Source organism: Oceanobacillus sp. FSL W7-1309 (assembly GCF_038002145.1).
GTDB classification, from domain to species: domain Bacteria; phylum Bacillota; class Bacilli; order Bacillales; family Amphibacillaceae; genus Oceanobacillus; species Oceanobacillus profundus.
This window is the reverse complement of record NZ_JBBOBX010000001.1, coordinates 2120438-2139686: the sequence shown is the minus strand read 5'-3', so window position 1 is coordinate 2139686 and position 19249 is coordinate 2120438. Positions and strand designations below refer to the sequence as shown.

Annotated in this window: 17 protein-coding genes and 2 other annotated features; of the genes, 5 read left to right on the top strand and 12 right to left on the bottom strand. The window is 38.2% G+C overall.

Annotated elements, in window-relative coordinates:
• Window positions 1–2: 2 nt before the first annotated feature.
• From NST46_RS10165 to fni, 5 genes are all read right to left on the bottom strand, one after another.
• A complete protein-coding gene (locus tag NST46_RS10165) occupies window positions 3–1049 on the bottom strand; it encodes a siderophore ABC transporter substrate-binding protein (protein WP_118889759.1) in 1047 nt (348 codons plus the stop codon).
• Window positions 1050–1681: 632 nt separating this feature from the next.
• Window positions 1682–2446, bottom strand: a complete 765-nt coding sequence (locus tag NST46_RS10160; protein ID WP_095311708.1) for an iron ABC transporter ATP-binding protein — start codon at window positions 2444–2446, stop codon at window positions 1682–1684.
• 762 nt (window positions 2447–3208) lie between these two features.
• The gene (locus tag NST46_RS10155) at window positions 3209–3919 is read right to left on the bottom strand and encodes a DsbA family oxidoreductase (RefSeq protein WP_095311706.1); all 711 of its coding nucleotides are present in this window, start codon (window positions 3917–3919) and stop codon (window positions 3209–3211) included.
• A 197-nt stretch (window positions 3920–4116) separates the two neighbouring features.
• Complete coding sequence (locus tag NST46_RS10150; RefSeq protein WP_095311704.1) at window positions 4117–4572, bottom strand: DUF2188 domain-containing protein; 456 nt, start codon at window positions 4570–4572, stop codon at window positions 4117–4119.
• 523 nt (window positions 4573–5095) lie between these two features.
• Complete coding sequence (gene fni, locus NST46_RS10145) at window positions 5096–6151, bottom strand: type 2 isopentenyl-diphosphate Delta-isomerase (RefSeq protein WP_095311700.1); 1056 nt, start codon at window positions 6149–6151, stop codon at window positions 5096–5098.
• A gap of 200 nt (window positions 6152–6351) precedes the next feature.
• Between fni and NST46_RS10140 the strand changes: the two genes are divergently transcribed.
• A complete protein-coding gene (locus NST46_RS10140) occupies window positions 6352–6891 on the top strand; it encodes an HD domain-containing protein (RefSeq protein ID WP_251660344.1) in 540 nt (179 codons plus the stop codon).
• A 262-nt stretch (window positions 6892–7153) separates the two neighbouring features.
• Here NST46_RS10140 and NST46_RS10135 read toward each other — a convergent pair whose 3' ends face one another.
• Window positions 7154–7978 (bottom strand): aldo/keto reductase, encoded by an 825-nt coding sequence (locus tag NST46_RS10135; RefSeq protein WP_251660342.1) that lies wholly within the window; start codon window positions 7976–7978, stop codon window positions 7154–7156.
• 187 nt (window positions 7979–8165) lie between these two features.
• On the opposite strand from NST46_RS10135, the gene NST46_RS10130 reads away from it, so the two are divergent.
• A complete protein-coding gene (locus NST46_RS10130; protein ID WP_240033803.1) occupies window positions 8166–9932 on the top strand; it encodes a methyl-accepting chemotaxis protein in 1767 nt (588 codons plus the stop codon).
• Between the two features lie 351 nt (window positions 9933–10283).
• Here the strand turns inward: NST46_RS10130 and NST46_RS10125 are convergent, their stop codons facing one another.
• Window positions 10284–10850, bottom strand: a complete 567-nt coding sequence (locus tag NST46_RS10125; RefSeq protein WP_095311693.1) for a DNA-3-methyladenine glycosylase I — start codon at window positions 10848–10850, stop codon at window positions 10284–10286.
• Complete coding sequence (locus NST46_RS10120; RefSeq protein ID WP_251660338.1) at window positions 10843–11682, bottom strand: sulfurtransferase; 840 nt, start codon at window positions 11680–11682, stop codon at window positions 10843–10845. The genes NST46_RS10125 and NST46_RS10120 overlap by 8 nt, the downstream gene beginning before the upstream one ends.
• Window positions 11683–11902: 220 nt before the next feature.
• Between NST46_RS10120 and pepT the strand changes: the two genes are divergently transcribed.
• Complete coding sequence (gene pepT / locus NST46_RS10115; RefSeq protein ID WP_095311689.1) at window positions 11903–13132, top strand: peptidase T; 1230 nt, start codon at window positions 11903–11905, stop codon at window positions 13130–13132.
• 296 nt (window positions 13133–13428) lie between these two features.
• Entirely contained in the window at window positions 13429–14463 is a 1035-nt protein-coding gene (locus tag NST46_RS10110) for a D-alanyl-D-alanine carboxypeptidase family protein (protein WP_341137146.1), read from the top strand.
• Between the two features lie 72 nt (window positions 14464–14535).
• On the opposite strand, the gene NST46_RS10105 is transcribed toward NST46_RS10110, so the two are convergent.
• On the bottom strand, window positions 14536–15078 hold the full coding sequence (locus NST46_RS10105) for an HD domain-containing protein (protein ID WP_095311686.1): 543 nt from the start codon (window positions 15076–15078) through the stop codon (window positions 14536–14538).
• A gap of 300 nt (window positions 15079–15378) precedes the next feature.
• Window positions 15379–15831, bottom strand: coding sequence for a DUF2269 domain-containing protein (locus NST46_RS10100; protein WP_095311684.1), 453 nt, complete (start codon window positions 15829–15831; stop codon window positions 15379–15381).
• Window positions 15832–16099: 268 nt separating this feature from the next.
• On the opposite strand from NST46_RS10100, the gene NST46_RS10095 reads away from it, so the two are divergent.
• Window positions 16100–16648, top strand: coding sequence for a nitroreductase family protein (locus tag NST46_RS10095; protein WP_341137145.1), 549 nt, complete (start codon window positions 16100–16102; stop codon window positions 16646–16648).
• A 50-nt stretch (window positions 16649–16698) separates the two neighbouring features.
• Here NST46_RS10095 and NST46_RS10090 read toward each other — a convergent pair whose 3' ends face one another.
• Both NST46_RS10090 and NST46_RS10085 read right to left on the bottom strand, forming a co-directional pair.
• Window positions 16699–16890 carry an SHOCT domain-containing protein gene (locus tag NST46_RS10090; RefSeq protein WP_144029207.1) on the bottom strand — a complete coding sequence of 64 codons (192 nt, stop codon included), beginning with the start codon at window positions 16888–16890 and terminating at the stop codon, window positions 16699–16701.
• Window positions 16891–16977: 87 nt separating this feature from the next.
• On the bottom strand, window positions 16978–18351 hold the full coding sequence (locus tag NST46_RS10085; protein ID WP_341137144.1) for a VWA domain-containing protein: 1374 nt from the start codon (window positions 18349–18351) through the stop codon (window positions 16978–16980).
• Window positions 18352–18654: 303 nt separating this feature from the next.
• Window positions 18655–18897 (top strand) — a binding site (T-box leader).
• Between the two features lie 40 nt (window positions 18898–18937).
• Window positions 18938–19236: a binding site (T-box leader), on the top strand.
• Window positions 19237–19249 lie beyond the last annotated feature (13 nt).

Here is a 19249-nt window from a genome sequence, read left to right as displayed (position 1 = left end):
TACTACTCAGCTAAAGTATTTGCAAGATCTTCAAATAACTTTATAAAAGTTTGTATTGATTCATTTGTATACGTGTCTGCTGGTGCATAAACTAACTGTTCTTCAGAAACGGCAGTTGTGTTTTGAAGAGCAGGTGAATTATCGATAACATCCTGAGCAGGAACTGCATCAGTTGAAGATGATACCGCAGCATCACGGTCTAGTACGAAAATCCAATCAGGATCGGTTTGTGCAATAGCTTCAACAGAAATATCATCACCTTCGTGGTCTGCAGAAGCTTGGTCAATTTCTAAAGCCGGAGTCCATTCAAAAATATCATACAACGGTCCCCAAACACGTCCAGAATGTGGAGCTGAAAAAGCAATGTCTCCACCAGATACTATAACACTCATGACTGTATCTGTCCCGTTATATGCAGACTGAGCTTCTTCGATAGCTTGATCAAAATCAGCTACCAATTGTTCAGCCTCTTCATTTTTATCAAAAATTTGCCCCAAAGCGAACGTAGAATCCTTGAATCCATTTACTAAGTTTTCTCCAGGGGTAGCAGCTTCCTCGGAAACATCAATATTAAGATCAATAACAGCTGCATTTGGCACTAATTCTTTTATATCTTCATAATAGCTAGCAAATCTTTGACCGACAATTACAACTTCAGGGTCTACAGCTGCTATAACTTCAAGGTTTGGTTCACGGTGATTTCCAATGTTTTGAACTGATTCATCAGCTACATATGGTAAATCTGCAGGCATTACATCCTTTGGTGCAGCAGATAATTCAATACCCCAATCAGATAATGTTTCAAAAGTTCTATTATCTAAAGCAACGACATTCTTTGGATTTACTGGGACTGTAACAGTTCCATGAGCATCCGTGATTTCGACCGTTGCAGCTTCAGCAGAATCATCTGCTTGCTCTTCTGTTTCAGCAGAATCATTCGCTCCCTCATCCGTTTCATCATTACCTGAATCTGAGCAAGCTGCCAACACCAAAGCAAAAATTGCAAAAATAGCTATAATAAATGCTGATTTAAAATTAGACTTTCTCATTTCTTCTACCTCTTCCCTTATGTAAGTTTTATAGACGAGTAGACTATTGAATTGATGAAATTAATATCTATGTCATATTTTAGTGCGTGAGTTAAATAATAATTATTTCATTTTACTATAGTGCATAGCTGCAACACGTCACATTGATATTGATAATCAATCTCAATAAATCTATTTAAAGTATATCAAATCAATAAGCGTTGTCAACTGTATTTTGAAAGCTTAAATTCTTTAAACTTATACCTTGTGTATGAATCCTCAACTCAAAAATTCCATTATTCCCATCACATTCTCAATTGCAGATGCGATGATAGAAGGATTCGTGTGAGAATAGTCACTTAAACAATGGAAGAAACCGCTTAAACACAAGCTTTCTGAAAAGATACAACCCAATTGATTAAAAACTAAGTTCCGCACCATAGACATGCGTGCTACCTATGAAGGAAGCACGCATGGTTAGGTTAATCGTTCTCAGTTAGCTGCACCAGCCTCAAGCTAAATTGCCGTAGAGAAGATGTTTTTCCTAGATTATACATTTAAAAGGTATGCGGTTTAGACATTTACAAGAAAACAATTATGGACTAAACTTAGCAGCTGGAAGCACGGAACTGTTAACTACTTTTAAAATTATCTTAATGGGAGTCAAAGTATACGCAAAAACGACAACCGTTTTGCATATGAACTGGAATATGCATATCATAGACTTCATTTAATGCCTCTGAATTAATAATTTCGTGTGTTGGCCCATCTTTTACGAGACGTCCATCTCTTAAAGCTACGATGTGGTCTGAATAAACAGAAGCAAAATTAATATCATGCAATACAATCACAACTGTTTTACCTAGCTCATCGACAAGCTTGCGTAATATTTTCATGATTTGTACAGAATGCTTCATATCCAAATTATTCAATGGCTCATCCAGTAAAATATATTCTGTGTCCTGGGCAATAACCATGGAAATAAATGCACGTTGCTTTTGACCGCCAGACAGTTCATCTAAGAATTTATGTTGAATATCTGTTAAGTTCAGATACTCAATTGCCTGGTCGACGATTCGATTATCCTCAGCATTTAAACGACCTTTCGAGTATGGATACCGACCAAACGATACCAATTGTCGAATTGTTAGTTTCACATTTAAAAAATTTGCTTGTCTTAAAATGGCAATACGCTTAGCGAATTCATTTGATTTCATGTTTTTTATATTATTTTTATCTAGTAATACATCTCCAGTGTCTGAATCTAGCAGTCGGCTTACCATGGAAAGTAGCGTTGATTTTCCTGCACCGTTTGGCCCTATAAACGACGTAATTTTGTTAGGCTTAATTTGAACCGATACATCTTTTACGATAGATTTATTTCCGTACTTCTTTGTCAATCCTTTTATTTCGATCATGTCGTAGCCCTGCTTTCTTTAAGTATTAAATAAGTGAAATAATTATCAGCAATAATAATATACTGATGGTATGGTATGTTATATTTAAAATTTAGACATGCAACACAAGAACTCTCTCACCAACATTGTTTTCGTATCTTTCTATAAATCCGCTTCCAATGGAAGGTGATTCTGTTCATCTGTGAAGTTTCATCTAACCTCTGCTCCTTCTTTTTGGAAAGACGTTATCTGTAGCCTTCACATGTTTTTGTAAAGATATTTCATTATTGAACAACGTTCGTGTTACGCTCATTGTATAACTAATAATGATTATCATTATTAATTATATTATAGATGACACGCATTTTAAAATCAATGTTTCTTCACTAGTCCATCCTCGAATAGTAATAAAATCATACGAACTTAAAGGTTTTTGAATTCATCGGCATTACAAATACAAAATAAAAAGACTGCACTTCATTGTTAGAGACACTCTAACAATGAAGTGCAGTTCATCACAGCATGTTTTTAATTATTTAGGCTCTAATTAGTGCGCGTTCAAAAAGGGGGATAAAAAGAACCGAGATCAGCTAAATTTGCAACGTCCTTTTACAAAGCCGACACTAGCACGTCCTGTGCGTCGGAGTTCGAGGCCGCGTAAGTTCCCCGTACCGGGCTTAAACTCGATATGCTGACTTCGACGTTCGACACAGGACATGTCGGAACTTAGCCGAAGGTCTACTGCTCTCGATGTTTCATTATTACCGGACTTTTTGAACCTTATTAATTACATCCCTCATCTGTACAAAAGGATGTCTTAGATTTCTTTGGATTTAACGATTGGAGAATTGGCTTCTCTTTCTCCTCTTCCCAAACCTTGTTTAGCACTTCTTCAAATACTTCAGCTGGCTGAGCTCCAGAGACAGCATACTTCTCATTGAATACAAAGAATGGTACTCCCTGGACACCAATTTGACGCGCAACATCAATATCTTCGTTTACTTTATTTCGATATTTATCCGATTGCAATACATGTTCCACTTCTTCTTTATCCAAATCTACCTCAGCTGCAAGTTTAATCAGTGTGTCATAATCACTTAGCAACTCAGATTCGGTAAAATACGCGTGAAGAAAGCGTTCGGTAACTTCTTTCCCTTTACCTTTTTCCTCAGCATACTTAGCTACTCGATGGGCGTCAAACGTGTTTGCATATTTCATATCATCAAAATTATAATTTAATCCTACAGTGGCAGCTTGTTGGCCAACCTGTTGATTCATTGTTTTAACTTGCTCAAGTGGAATTCCTTTTAATTCAGAAAATGTTTCATAGAAGTTTTTTCCCGGTATATGCTCAGCTGTTGGGTCAAGCTGATAGCTTTTATACTCTAGTGTAACCTGCTCTTTATGAGGGAATTTTTCCATTGCGTTTTCCAGCCTGCGTTTTCCGATATAGCAAAACGGGCAAACGAAATCGGACCATACTTCGATTTTCATTATAAGCACCTCACTTTTCTGTAAAATAGTGTACCATACCGGCACACGATCTAAAAACAATGTGCTTCATTCTGGTTGGGATTGAAGCATGGAATGAAGTTATTCGTGCACTGTGGTAAGGACGTTTCCAAACATTATAATAAAGGGCTTGCCCGTTCTGGCAGCCCTTTTATTATTAGCCTATCTACTTAAATGTCTTATTCATGAAACGTTTGTTTATCTTGAACAGTACCATCCTGTTTATAAATCGTTAAAGACGTGCCTTTATTTTTGGCAATTTCCTTTGCTCGCTTAACTGCTTCGTCCTTCTTATCGAAAACCTCACTAGCACGTTTTGCACCGCTTGATTGCACTGCCCAGCCATCCTCATGCGCAATCACTTGCTCGCCTTCTTCCAAACGCTCTGGATTACTGTCATATTTTTTACCTTCCTTTGACCTCTCTGTTGGCTTACCATGCTTCTTATAATCTTCAATCTCATCCTTCTCAGCATTCTCACGCCATTCCTTTGCTTGCGTAATAGCTATTGGGATTGCTCGATCATCTTCATAGCCTTCATCCACCATAGAATTGGCAATATCAATTGCTTTTTTTCTCGTAAGCTCATTCAAGTTTTTCATGGAAGAAGGGTAATCATTTAATGTCCAAGGCACTATTCATCACTCCCTCATTTTTCATCACTATTCCCCTGTGGCGAGCAATGAAACATGAAAAACAAATCCTTCAAGTTCTCTTCCTCTTAAACAAAGAAGAAAAGCACAAGCATCCGGTTAGCGACGTACGGACTGCGCTCAAGACTGCGGCTAGTCGAACATTCTTACGTAGGAGATCCACTCCAAAGTATAAGATGATCGATGACTTTCTCCTCTACGGGCGAAAGTCAAGTTCATCTAAAAGGAAACATGCCCCTTTAGGGGTATGCCGATGTTAGGCATAGCCTGGTTTTAATCGGCCATCCTTATACTTGGAGTCAGGTGCCCGCTTTCACCACAAGGGGATAAGCGCGACTACGCCTCATGTCTTGACAATCGACAAGTCTTCTTTATCGTGTTATGAGGTGAGGGAGTCTTGCTGAGGCTTTAGCGCTTCGTGGACATGGCTGTCCAGGTAACTATGTTATTCACAGCATTCAAATTTTTAATTTCCTAGACATCGAAAAAAGAAAACAGCTTTGTCTCAGCTGTTTTCCTCTAATAAAGATTGACCCATAATACTGACGCGTTTTGTATTTTTTAATTCTGTCAAGTTTTTCACGCCAATGCCAAACATCGTCATTTTTAATTCGAGTTCAATTTGCTCCATTGTTTCAATCACTGCTTCTGGAGATTCTGTTGCGGCCTGCAGCAAATGACGTGCAAAGCCAATCACATCTGCTCCAATCGTAATTGCTTTTGCTGCATCGACCCCTGTTTTCATTCCGCCACTAGCAACTAACGGGACTTCAGGGAGCTTGCCGCGAACTGAGACTATACAATCCTTTGTTGGAATTCCCCAATTATTAAATGCCTCAGCAGCCGCTTTACGAAGTGGATCACGCGAGCGTAATTTTTCCACCTGACTCCAGGATGTCCCTCCCGCACCAGCAACATCAATATACGAAATTCCAACATTATATAATTGTTCAGCAACTGTACCATCAATGCCAAACCCAACTTCTTTTACACCAACAGGCCTATCTAATGTTTTGCAAACCTGTTCAATTTTAGGTAGAAGTGATTCAAAGTTTAAATCTCCACCATCTTGCACTGCTTCCTGTAGGCTGTTTAAATGAAGCACAATTGAATCTGCACCTGTTTTATCAATAATTCGTTGGCATTCCTCAGCACCATAACCATAATTAAATTGCACGGCACCAATATTAGCAATAATTGGTATTGTTGGGGCCTGTTCGCGAATTAAAAAGGATTCCTTATGTGTATCACTCTCTAGGAAGGCTCGTGTTGAACCGATTGCAAATACCCAACGTTTCTCTTCTGCAGCTAATGCCAGGTTTTGATTAATCGTTGTTGCAAGCTCTGAGCCACCCGTCATGGAGCTAACTAAGAATGGTGCTTTTAGATCCTTTCCAAGAAAGCTCGTATCCAGTGCAATATCAGCAAAGTTTATTTCTGGCAACGCATTATGTATAAAACTGATTCCTTCCAAACCAGTTGACTTATTAACTCCTTCAACATTTCCAGTTAGACAAAGACGAATATGTTCGGTCTTACGTTGATTGATTCCTTGTTCCATGTGAAGTACCCCCGCAAAATTTAAATTGACGTTACCTTCTAGTTTACTTGTTTCCTTGGTGAAAAGAAAGCGAAGTGACGCTTATCATTTCAATAGGTATAATTGACAGAACGCAACATGTTTTTAGATATCCGCATTCTATTTTTATTATATGTTATATTAAAAGAAACAAACCGTATCCTGACAGGGAGGCAGTCACATTGAAGAAGAAGGCCAAACAATTCGCAGCAAAAGCACATGAAGGACAAAAGCGAAAGAATTCCGATGCCCCCTATATAACCCATCCTGTTCGTGTAGCTGAACGTCTAGAGGCGGCTGGATTTCGGGAGGAGCTAGTTTGTGCCGGATACCTGCATGATGTTGTGGAGGATACACTGGTAGAGCTAGAGGATATTGAACTCGAATTTGGACCGGAGGTATCTCGCCTCGTCGCAGCACACACGGAAGATAAATCGAAATCATGGCAAGAGCGTAAACAGCACACAATTGATATGATAAAAAATGCTGATCCAGAGGTGAAATATTTAGTTGTCGCAGATAAACTCGATAACCTGCTTGGTTTAGAAAAGGATTTGAGAGAACAAGGAGAAGCTGTCTGGGAAAAGTTTAACGCTGGCAGAGAAAAGCAAAGATGGTATAACAAATCGATTGCTTCCAAAATGTATGTTGGATTAAACAAAGAAAATGCTCCTGATTATTTTCAAGAATTTGAGAAAGCTGTAGATCGGGTATTTGGATAGCTAATAGTTTGGAATTGCAGGCAGCTTTGCAATAATCCCAATACATAAGCACCCTCCTTAGAAATAAGAAAGGTGCTACTTTTATCGCTTTTTATGATGCTTACAGTATTGAGATATGCTTCCATCTGCTTTTCTCATCTTGCTTAGCCTTTTGATCTTGTTTCGCCATCCCATAATTGGAGCTCTCTCATGTCTGGCGTATCGGAACATTACTTTTTATAAAGAAAAATCGACGCTATAACGAATGCGCCGATTTGCTCTATTATCGTCTATTCATCTCATTTGGAACAGCATTACTACGAATGCCTTTATCTAGCTGATCAATTTTATCCATTTCTTCTTTATTTAATTCAAAATCAAATACATCCAGATTCTCCTTCATTCTAGACGGTGTTACTGTTTTAGGAATCACAACCATATCCGATTGCAGATGCCAGCGAAGAATTGTCTGTGCAGGTGTTTTCCCCTGATGTTTCGCTATTTCCTTAATAACATCGTTTTCCAAAACATCTTTACCATTCATCAGTGGACTGTATGCTTCGACTTTAATCCCATGCTTTTCACAAAATGCTCGCAATTCCTTTTGCTGTAAGTATGGATGACACTCCACTTGATTGATTGCTGGTACAACCTCACACACTTCTAAAATTCGTTCCAAATGCTCGATATCGAAATTACAAACACCAATAGCTCTTACACGACCTTCTTTGTAGAGCTTTTCTAGTGCTTGATATGTTTCAACATATTGGTCAAATTTCGGAGCTGGCCAATGTATGAGATACAGATCAACGTATTCAATTCCTAACCTTCCTAAGCTTGCATCAAATGCCTTTAACGTGTTCTCATAACCGTGATCACTATTCCATACTTTTGTCGTGATAAAAAGCTCTTCACGTGCAATACCACTCTTTGCAATTGCTTCCCCAACACCGGATTCGTTCCCATATATTTTAGCTGTATCAATCGAACGGTACCCAGCTTGCAGCGCCTGTTCAACCGGGGTTGTCACTTCTTCGTTTGGAACTTTCCAAACACCATAACCTAACTGTGGCATGTGTATACCATTATTCAACGTTATATGCTGCATCTCTCATCTTCCCTTCCATCAGTCTACAATCACTATTTTACCTAACCAATGCTAAATTAACCATTATTCCGAACCAAAGCCTTACGTGTATTAGAATTTTTTTCCTTGTAAAAATTTTTTAATAATTACCTTCATACTTTTGACCTATATACCGATATACTAAATGGAACTTAGGGGGGAGATGGAGATGCAAATGAAAAAAACTAAACAAACAAAGAAACAGAAATCAGCTCAAAAAATTGGAAGAAAGCGAAGATTTCTTTTGCATAATATCAAAATCGGCAAGAAATATTTATATGCATTTATAGCAACAATCCTATTAGTTGCATGTTCAAGTCTATTGGTTTATTTCCAATTGGAACAGGGTCAGCAAGATGTAGAGGCAGCTAATGAATATATTGACCGTGTTAATACACTAACAGAGCTATCATCTGTCATCCAGGCGAAAGATGTTCAAATTGCTGATTATTTACTAACGAGAAATGCAGTTTACATTGATGGCTTTGACAATTATCAAAGCCAGTTCAATGCAATTGTCGAGCAAATGGAACCACTTATGGTAACGGATGAACAACGAGCCATGTATCAAGAACTCATTCTATCTGATGCTGCGATTAATTCTACGTTCACAGATAAAATTGTTACATATATAGAGAACGACCAGGCCACACTTGCTAATACATTACGCGAGACAACGTACAGATTTCGAACGAGTAATGTAGAAATTGTAGATGGTCTTATCGAGACGATGAAAGCGGAGCAAATCGAAGCGACGGAAAATGCAATCGGAAGCATGGAAAGTGTAACTACAATTTTGCTAATTGCAAATATAACTACTATCATCGCTGGAATTATTATTTTTACATTCATAAGCAGAAATGTAACGTCCAACTTAAAGCATATTGTTAAAATCACATCAGAAGTAGCTAACGGCAACTTAACCGTAGCTAAACTGAATTACAGCGGAAAAGATGAAATAGGGCAGTTAGCTTCATCCATTAACCAGATGAAAGAAAATATGCAGCATGTACTACAAAATGTAACAGCAGCTAGTAGTGCTGTTTCTAGCCGAAGTGAAGAACTGACACAAGCAGCTAACGAAGTAAAAGAAGGAAACACACAAATTGCGCTAACAATGGAGGAACTTTCTTCTGGTGCAGAAACACAGGCAAATGGTGCCTCTGACCTCGCGGAAAACATGAATGAATTTGTGAAAACCGTTATTCAATCTGAGAAAAGCGGGCAGGAGATTGCTACTGCATCACAGGGTGTGCTTGCACTTACAACAGATGGAACAACACTAATGAATGAATCTGTCCAACAAATGCAACGGATTGACACAATTGTTTCCGAATCTGTTGATCGAGTGAAAAATCTCGATAAGCAATCAAAGGAAATTTCGAATCTTGTTTCTGTTATTAAGGAAATTGCAGACCAGACCAACCTGCTTTCATTGAATGCAGCTATTGAAGCTGCTAGAGCTGGCGAGCATGGTAAAGGATTCGCTGTTGTTGCAGATGAGGTTAGGAAGTTATCGGAACAAGTAGCTACATCCGTAGTAGAGATTACTTCTATCGTGAATGCCATCCAGTCCGATACGAAGCACGTTGTCGAGTCCCTGTCTTCAGGATATAACGAGGTTCAGACAGGATCTGACCATATAGAAGAAACGAGACAAAGCTTCGACACCATTAAAGAGGCCGTTACTGCGATGACAACAAAAATCACTTCTATTTCAGCTAATTTAAAAGACATAGCTGGGAATAGTAATGCAATGAACAATCTTATTGAAGAAATTGCCTCTGTATCAGAAGAATCTGCTGCAGGAGTTGAGCAAGCAGCAGCTTCTGCACAACAGACAGCTAGTTCCATGGAAGAGGTTTCCCATAGTGCTGATGAGCTTGCCGGTCTTGCAGAACAATTAAATGAACAGCTAACTAGCTTTAAACTCTAGTATTATATAAAGTGATACTACATTCAATGGAGGGTACCTATCCTCTCCCGCTGAATGTTAGCAGCGCAAGGGAGAACTGCAGACTCTTGAACACTGTTCATCCTCCACCTTCACTCGTTTTATTAGTGGGGGATTACAGCCCCTTAATACGTGTAATAAAGGCAGACTGCAACTTAATATTGAGTCTGCCTTTGCTACTTTAGGAATCTGCTATCTATAACGAAAAGCTATTTCCCATAATATAAAATATTGGTATTGCTTCAATATTAGTTGCCTTTATACTAGAAAACTTGACATTTACCAAGTCTTCAGATGAATGCCTTAGTTGCGCTTATGCCAATAAGAATGCTTTTATGCTTTGGCATCTGCCAAAAAGCAATCCTTCGTATGATCATTTACCATACCAGTTGCTTGCATAAATGCATAGCAAATCGTTGGTCCAACAAATGTAAAACCACGCTTTTTCAAATCCTTACTCATTTCCTCAGATTCAGGCGTTATTGCCGGCACCTCCTCAATCGATAACCATTCATTTAAGATGGGAGTTTCTCCAACAAATCGCCAAATATAGTTATCAAACGAACCAAATTCTTCTTGAACCTTGATAAACGCATGTGCATTTGTAATTACGGATCTTATTTTTCGCTTGTTACGAATGATCCCTTCGTTTTGCTCAAGCTCCGCAATCTTAGCATCGTTGTACACGCTGATTTTTTTTACATCAAAATAATCAAACGCTTCTCGGTAATGCTCCCTGCGCTTTAATATTGTAATCCAGCTCAATCCTGCTTGCGCACCTTCCAGCGTGAGCATTTCAAATAATTTCCTGTCATCATGAACAGGTCTTCCCCATTCATGATCATGATAGTCTATATAAAGTTGGTCTGTTGTCACCCATGCACACCGCTTTTTATCCATCTACTTCAACTTCATTTTCATCATAGGAAATCCAATCACTGAAACTCCCTGGATACAGCTTTACATTTTTAAAACCAGCAGATTTCAACGCCAAAATATTCGGACATGCTGATACACCAGAACCACAGGATACAATAATTTCATCCTCCTTGGAAAGGTCAGAGAAATGCCGCTCGAGATCCTCCCCCTTTTTCCATGTGCCATCAGCAGCTACTAAATCCTTCCAAAAATAATTTACAGCTCCAGGAATATGTCCTGCCCTACGGTACAATGGCTCTGTTTTCCCTTGATAGCGTTCGGGTGCTCTGGAATCAATAAGTACAGCTGCATTGTCTTCTGTTTTCTTCCTCACTTCTTCCATATCTACTGTGTTTTCATTGCGAATTACAGTATGAAATTCTTTTTCATTTAAGGATGGTATTTCGTCTGTTGCTTTATTGCCTTCCTCTATCCAACGATGATAACCACCCTCTAAAATATATACCTTATCATGGCCAATCACTTCCAATAACCACCATAGTCTTGCAGCAAACATCTCATTTCCCTGATCATAAATAACTACTGTCGTATCATTATCAATACCAATGTTCCCCACTTTTGCAGCAAACATTTCTAAATTGGGAAGCGGATGATTTCCACCATGCTTTTCTGCACGATCCGATAAATCCTTATTTAAATCCATATACACCGCTCCAGGCAGATGATCTTTTAAATACATTTTTCTCCCTGCATCTGGATCTTCCAATTGGAAGCGCACGTCAACAATCACTGTATTATCTTGTCCATTTTCTAGCCGTTTTTTTAAACGACTGACACTGATTATATTTTTCATTATTATCCTCCTCACAGATTCCCTACTACCAAATATTCCTATCCACTATACACTGTAATATGAAAAATATTGAGAATAAGGATTTAGCCACTTGTATGATTATTACCCTATTTTAAATTTATTTCGACAAAAATTCACTTATTCCTCTTTCTATTTATTTCGAGTTCCGTTATTTAATATGTTAAAATATACATAATTGAAACTAAAGGAGCAAACAAAAATGAAAAAAGAAATTATTAAACGCTTTACTACATATGTAAAAATAGATACACAATCAAATGAAGATTCTACAACAACACCGACTACAGAAGGCCAGCTTGAGCTTGTTAACCTGTTAGCAGATGAACTAAGGGAAATAGGAATGGAAGATGTGGAAGTTGATGAAAACGGTTATCTAATGGCTACCCTTCCATCCAATACTGATAAAGATGTCCCAACAATCGGCTTTTTGGCACATGTGGATACTGCTACAGACTTCACTGGTAAAAATGTCAATCCACAAATTGTAGAGAAATTTGATGGAAACGATATCGTATTAAATCAGGAATTAAATGTTGTACTATCTGCAAATGAATTCCCGGAGTTACCAAGCTATAAAGGACATACGTTAATCACTACGGATGGTACAACCTTACTTGGAGCAGATAATAAAGCAGGAATTGCAGAGATTATGACTGCGATGAACTATTTAATTCAGCATCCTGAAATTGAGCATGGACGAATCCGTATTGCATTCACACCAGATGAAGAAATTGGTCGAGGACCTCATAAATTCGATGTATCCCGTTTTGATGCATCATATGCCTATACGGTAGATGGCGGTCCACTAGGTGAATTACAATACGAAAGCTTTAATGCAGCGGCAGCTAAAGTAACTTTCCGTGGTAATAGTGTTCATCCTGGTACAGCTAAAAATAAAATGGTTAACTCCGGTAAATTAGCTGCAGCGTTCATTAACAAATTTCCAGATCAAGAATCACCAGAACATACAGAAGGCTATGAGGGCTTCTACCATCTTATTTCTGTTAATGGCGATGTAGAACAGACAAAGGTTTACTACATTATTCGTGATCATGATCGTGAAAAGTTTGAAGCAAGAAAAGCAACCGTAGAGCAATTTGTAAATGAGATGAAGTCACAGTATAGAGAAACAGCTATCCGATTAGAAATGAAAGACCAATATTATAATATGCGAGAAAAAATTGAGCCTGTGAAGGAAATTGTTGAAATCGCAGAGCAAGCGATGAAAAATTTAAACATTGAACCAATCATCGAGCCAGTTCGAGGTGGAACGGACGGTTCACAGCTCTCTTATATGGGACTCCCTACACCAAACATCTTTACAGGCGGGGAGAACTTCCATGGGAAATTTGAATATATTTCCGTAGATAACATGGAAAAGGCTTCGCATGTAATTATCGAAATTAGTAAATTGTTTGCTGCTAAGTAAGTACAAAAGCGGAGGCTCGGCTAGGTCCGCAAGAGTCAGGCCCACTTGATGGGTCTGATTTTTTTCTCTAAAAGCACAAGTTTATAGAGAAACGTAACTTTAAATCTCTCTCTGTCTATGATTTTTCTGAATGATTTGCATTTTTCTCGTATATTGCTCTTGAAGTATTATGTATGAGAAAATGAATGAAGCTTTTTACTTCTGCTCGTCATCGTAGAAACATAGATTAATAGTAGTGTGTTCAAAAAGCCTTTTTGAACAACCTCTAGCAGCAGAAACACAAGGAGAGAATGCTAATGTTTAAAAAACCTATCATAAATATGTGTCTAATTTTAATGCTACCAACCTTTACGGCAGCTTGTAATGCTCCCGAACAACCAAGTAATGATTCGAAAAATCCTGAAGAAACACCTGCACATTCAGAATCTGATCCAACAGATAGAGAGGAATTCACCGAAATCCCTAATGAATCACTCCAAAAAAAGGATACAGGTGAGAAAGTAAAGCAACTCCAACTTGCTTTAAATGAAGTTGGGTACGAGCTTAATCCAAGTGGTGACTATGACGAAACGACAACATGGGCAATAACGGATTTTCAGTTACAACATGATACCTTACTCGCATCAGGCATCTATGATGAACCAACAAAACAACAATTAGAACAGCTTATTGAAAATAAAGATGTCATTAAATCTGGTGAAGGGTTGCCTCTAAAAGCAGAGCCAGCTTTCACCAATTCAGGAACAGAAATTATTGCGAATCCATATGATCAACTCGGGTTGATTAACAAAGAACATGCTTTACCAGAAGATTATATACCAGAAGATCTTGTGATTCCGGATGTACCATTCCCATTTGCAGAGGATCTACCTAAAAAACAAATGCGTCAAGCTGCAGCTGCAGCCTTGGAAGAGCTATTTCAAGCCGCAGAAGAGGCAGAGCTTGAACTCTTTGCTCAATCCGGCTATCGTTCTTACGAAAGGCAAGACTCGATATTTGCAGCAAATGTACAAGCACATGGTGAAGAAGCCGCAAATAACTTTAGTGCTCGTCCTGGAGAAAGTGAACATCAATCAGGTCTAACAATGGATGTTACAAGTCCAGCAGTAGATTTTGATTTAGTAATTGAATTTGGTGAAACAGAAGAAGGTAAGTGGATTAAAGAAAATGCTGCAGATTACGGATTCATTATCCGGTATCCAGAAGGAAAAGAAGACATAACAATCTACCAATTTGAACCATGGCATCTCCGTTATGTAGGTGTAAAAGCAGCAAAAGAAATTATGTCACAAGCTATTACATTAGAAGAATATTTAGAAGCAGATAAATAGAACACATCTTGCAATCCTGTTTCCTTGGAACAGGATTTCTTCTTTTTTCAACCCCTTATTATAAGGGAAACATTATCTCACCTCCCTAATCCATGACATTTCTTTGTGCAAATCCAAGTCAATTTGTGCATCTAATGCGCGAATTCGTTTCAATGCATCAGATCCTTCAATGGTTTTATAATGATGCTTGCCACCGTTCTCTTCATCTGCTTCATCTGCCATCGCTACTACTTGTTGAAGTGGCTTTAGTTCTAGTTCTCCCTTTGGCAAATACGAATCGGTGTGAAGGAGGACAGCAACAGCAATCTCTTTTGCTGATTGTCGATCTTCCCCTATCCGGATAAGCAGCTTATGTGCACGACTGGCACCTTTAATCGCATGGATATCATTTTCTTTATAGAGATCATAATCCCATTCACCATCTCGATACCATGTGTAATGTCCAATGTCATGTAACAATGCTGCCTTTGCTGCTAGATCTGGATTCACATCAAACTCTTTTGAAAACATATATGCATATTCAGCAACAGCAATCGCATGGGCAATCCCAGATCGACTCAAATATTTCTGTGTGATTGGATGAACAAAAATCTGCTCCAGCGTAACGTTTCTCATTCGAATTCTCTCCTTTCGATGTAATTATTGCTAGGTAAAATTTCAACGACTATATCATAAATTCTACTTACTTGCAATAATAACCGATTATATTAATTTAAAACATCGTCTAAAAGCGGAAGTTCTCTACGAAGATGATTACTTCGCGGATGGCTGTTCTAGTAAAACAAGTACATGCGTACAGGTTAGAAAACCCGGCATGCGCAAAGTCTTATAGCGAACTCCTAATTGCACTTATAAGTTTTATACTTTATTATCTGCCAAAAAACACTGTCCACCTAAGGTGAACAGCGTTTTTCTTTAAAATGGCTTCAAAATCATCAATGCAATAATGATTAAGAAAATGATATTGGTTATATGCTCGAAAAAGAATAGCTTACCAGCTAATCTATAATAGCTCTCTGGTATTGTTTCTCCCTTATGGGTTTTTAAAATGTCCTTTATCGGCTTTGATTTTGGAGATAATACAAATGGTCCAAATGCTAATGCAGTTAAAAACAGACTGAGACTTAGCCAATACCAGCCCTGCGTAAATAAATAGGTATTAAGGAAACCCATCCAAACACCAGTAACAAGTAACAACGTGCCACCAATCATCGTATAAATATGTAATTGATTACGGATTACAAAAGCATGACGAAGCTCCGTCATATTACTCGCCTTTTTCACGATTACAGTCATCACAAGGCCTGGACCCATTCCCAATATGGCAGAAAATATATGAATAAATACTAATAATCCATAGAATGACATCAACTCAACCTCCTCACTCGTTATCATACACCCATTTATTCAGTGAAGGCTGTGATATCTGTCACAAAAAAAGCACAGTATGAATACGTTGTGAAATTTCGTACTTCCCTGGCACTACGATAATAACGATTTTGTACAAGAACGATGTACTTGGCTTTTTATAACTCCTGAAAAGCAGCTTGAATCAACACGTTGCTTTTTAAAAGTTTATCAGATACAATTTAAATGATAACAATTATCAATTAAAAACAATATAGGGGTCGTTTTTATGCAAAAATCAGAATTAACAAAAATCATTAGAGGAAGACGGGCAGTTAAAAAAGGATATAATGATAAAATAGTTACGGAAGAAGTCGTGTTGGAATTGTTAGACGATGCCATTTGGGCACCAAATCACGGGATGAGACAACCTTGGAGATTTATTTTTGTTAATGCCGATCAAAAAGCCAGCTTTGCGAAGAAAATTGCTTCTACCTATCCTGAGGAAAGACAGCAAAACAGAGAAGATTATTTGAATGAGCCAAGCGCTATTTTAGTTGTCATTATGGATGAACCGGATATCCCGAAACAATGGGATGAAAACTATGGTGCAATATCTGCCATGATTCAGAACTTTTGGCTACTTGCATGGGAGCAAAAGCTTGGAGTCGTCTGGAAAACAAACCCACATATTTACGATCCAAAAGTAAAAGAAATTCTTGCTGTAAATGGCAACGAAAAAATTGTTGGTTTTCTCCATATGGGGTATTTTGATGAACTACCTGAAACAAATGAAAGAATTTCAGCAAAAGCTAAATTCAGTCTGTTTGAAGGTTAATTATAATAATAATGAGCGGCTAAGATCAGGTATGAACTTTGCCGCTCTTCTTATTTACCACGTCTTCTTTTAGCTTCTTTAAGATCCTCCTGGGTAATTTCTCCACTTTCCAACCTTTTCTTCATTATTTCTAATGAATCATCTGTTTCTGGCTGAGACTTTTCCGCTCTAAATTTACTCAAAATAACGATAATAATGATGAAAATAATAATGGTTAAAACGAATCTCACAATTAATTCCATAGGCATTATCCTCACCTCACTATGCAGCATTCCCTTTTTCTAAATTCTTTAATCTAAACTAGTGAGGGGCATAGCCCTTTTATAGCGCTAATTCACTTTATTATAGTATTCTGTCCATTTCTCTGTTCCTGTCTCATAAAAATAGCGCCATGCGGCATTTCCATTTTCATAGGCCGCTCCCCAATTTTCTGTTTGATTATCGTAGCCATAGCTCCAAATTGTCGTCGAACGTTCGTAGAATATACTCCACAGATTATTAGCATTCTCCATTTGGCGTTCAGTTGTTAAATAGTTTATCAGATCTTCTGCCCGGTCAAATTCCAGTTCGGATTTTCCCATAATAGCGTAGCCTGTTTCATCCGCTTGTTCCATCAATTGCTGTGAAAGCTCATCAGCTCGCTTCATACCTTCTTGCTGCCATGTTTCCCATGCCTCTTGCAGACGATTATATTCTTCTTCCCAATAATCTTCTAAGTCCTGCTTATTACCAGCATATGTGAATTCACCTTTTCCAGCTTCTGCAACTTGCTCTAATAATTCTTGAGCCTCATCATCAACCTGGAACCCTATAATATTAATAATTGGCTGGACATCTTTCTGATTCAATTGTTCAGCAACCTTAATAGGATCTCCATCACAGGTTTCAATTCCATCACTTACAACATAAACAATAGCAGTGGATGCATGATCTGGAATATCCTTTTCTGCTGCCTCTAATGCATTTGCAATTGGTGTCCATCCAGCTGGTTCTACTCCTTTAAGTGCGCTCATAAATTCCTTTTCGTTCATTTCTCCATTGTATAACGACTCCGTCGCACGACACGATAGCTTTTTATCATCATCTGATCCTGTTCCTTCATGACCATATACGCGTAATGAAACGGTACTGTTTGCTGGTAGAATATCAATAAAATTTCCAATTGCTTCTTTTGCTAATTCCATGCGACTTGTGCCGTCACTTTGATTATTCATACTACCACTTGCATCTAATAAAATTGCAAAGTGAGAAGTAGAGGTAGCCATTTCCTCAGATGGTTCCTCCAGTTCTTCATCCGGTTTATCTACATTAACCTCAACCGTTGGATCGAACGTTACAAATGTCTCCACTTCCGCATGATAATCTTCCCGAATTAATCGTAAAATTGCTGCTTCCAGCTCTTCCTCTGACAGATTTTCTGGCAGTTGATCGAGCATATCCTTTGCAGAAGCTAGATCATATTTATCCCCACTGTATAATCCAGCTTCCACAATCAGCTCCTGCTCCAGCTCGTCTAAATCACGTGGCAAACCATCTAATGAATAAGATTCCAATTCTGTTTGCCACCATTCAGTTTTCGCTTTTTCTTCTGCCTCTGATTCTTCCACATGACTCGTATCATCCGGTTCAGCAGTTTCTTCAGATTTGCTACAAGCAGAAAAAACAAATATACAGCCCAATAAAAGTATGATTGCTTTTTTCATAATAGACTCCTTTAAAATAAATATGTATACATGTTATTATACTAGAAAATGACCTAAAATTATAAAAATTTATTGATTATCGTCATTGTGGTGATCGGTTCCCGAATGAAGCGGGAGCATGGCCAGTCGATAACTCATTATGCCGATGGGTTACCAAACAAAGCTTGAGCACAGACATTCGGGCACTTATTACTTTAAATAATGACCGAAAAGCAGAGTAAGATCACTACTAAAAAAAATTACATAAAACCCCTTGACTTTTATTTCAAACTATTCTAGTATTAATTCCAATAACTTAAATGAACTTAAGCAATGACGAAGAATAGTAATCTATTTTGACACTCTAGAGAGCTGGTGGTTGGTGTAAACCAGTGTGATCGTTTAGATGAATGGGCTTCCGAGCTTCCAAACCGAACTAATTTCAGTAGGCTTTGGCGAAATGGTCTCATCGTTACAAGAGACAAATATCAAGCATGGTTGCTTGATATTGCTAAAGTGAGCTGTTTTCAGCTAATAAAGGTGGTACCACGGTCCCTCGTCCTTTTTTTGGATAAGGGACCTTTTTGCGTTTCTAATAAACTACATACCTAAATCTTCGAGTAAGAGGAGTAGACAACAATTAAAGCGTTGCAGAGAGCTGGTGCAGGTGGGATTCCAGTACGTGGATTGTTGTTGAATGGACTTACGAGAGGTTTCCTGAACATTTGAGTATGGAAACACGGAATTCCGCCGTTATACGGATAGGATATCGGATATCGAAAAGCGAAAACGCCTGTACTTGCACGTCCTGGGCGTTGGAGCTAGACAATTGGCATCCCGTATCTGAAAAAAGATGAAAGGTTTTTCTTTCAAATGAGGTGGCACCGCGGTCACATCGTCCTCTATAAACACATCCATA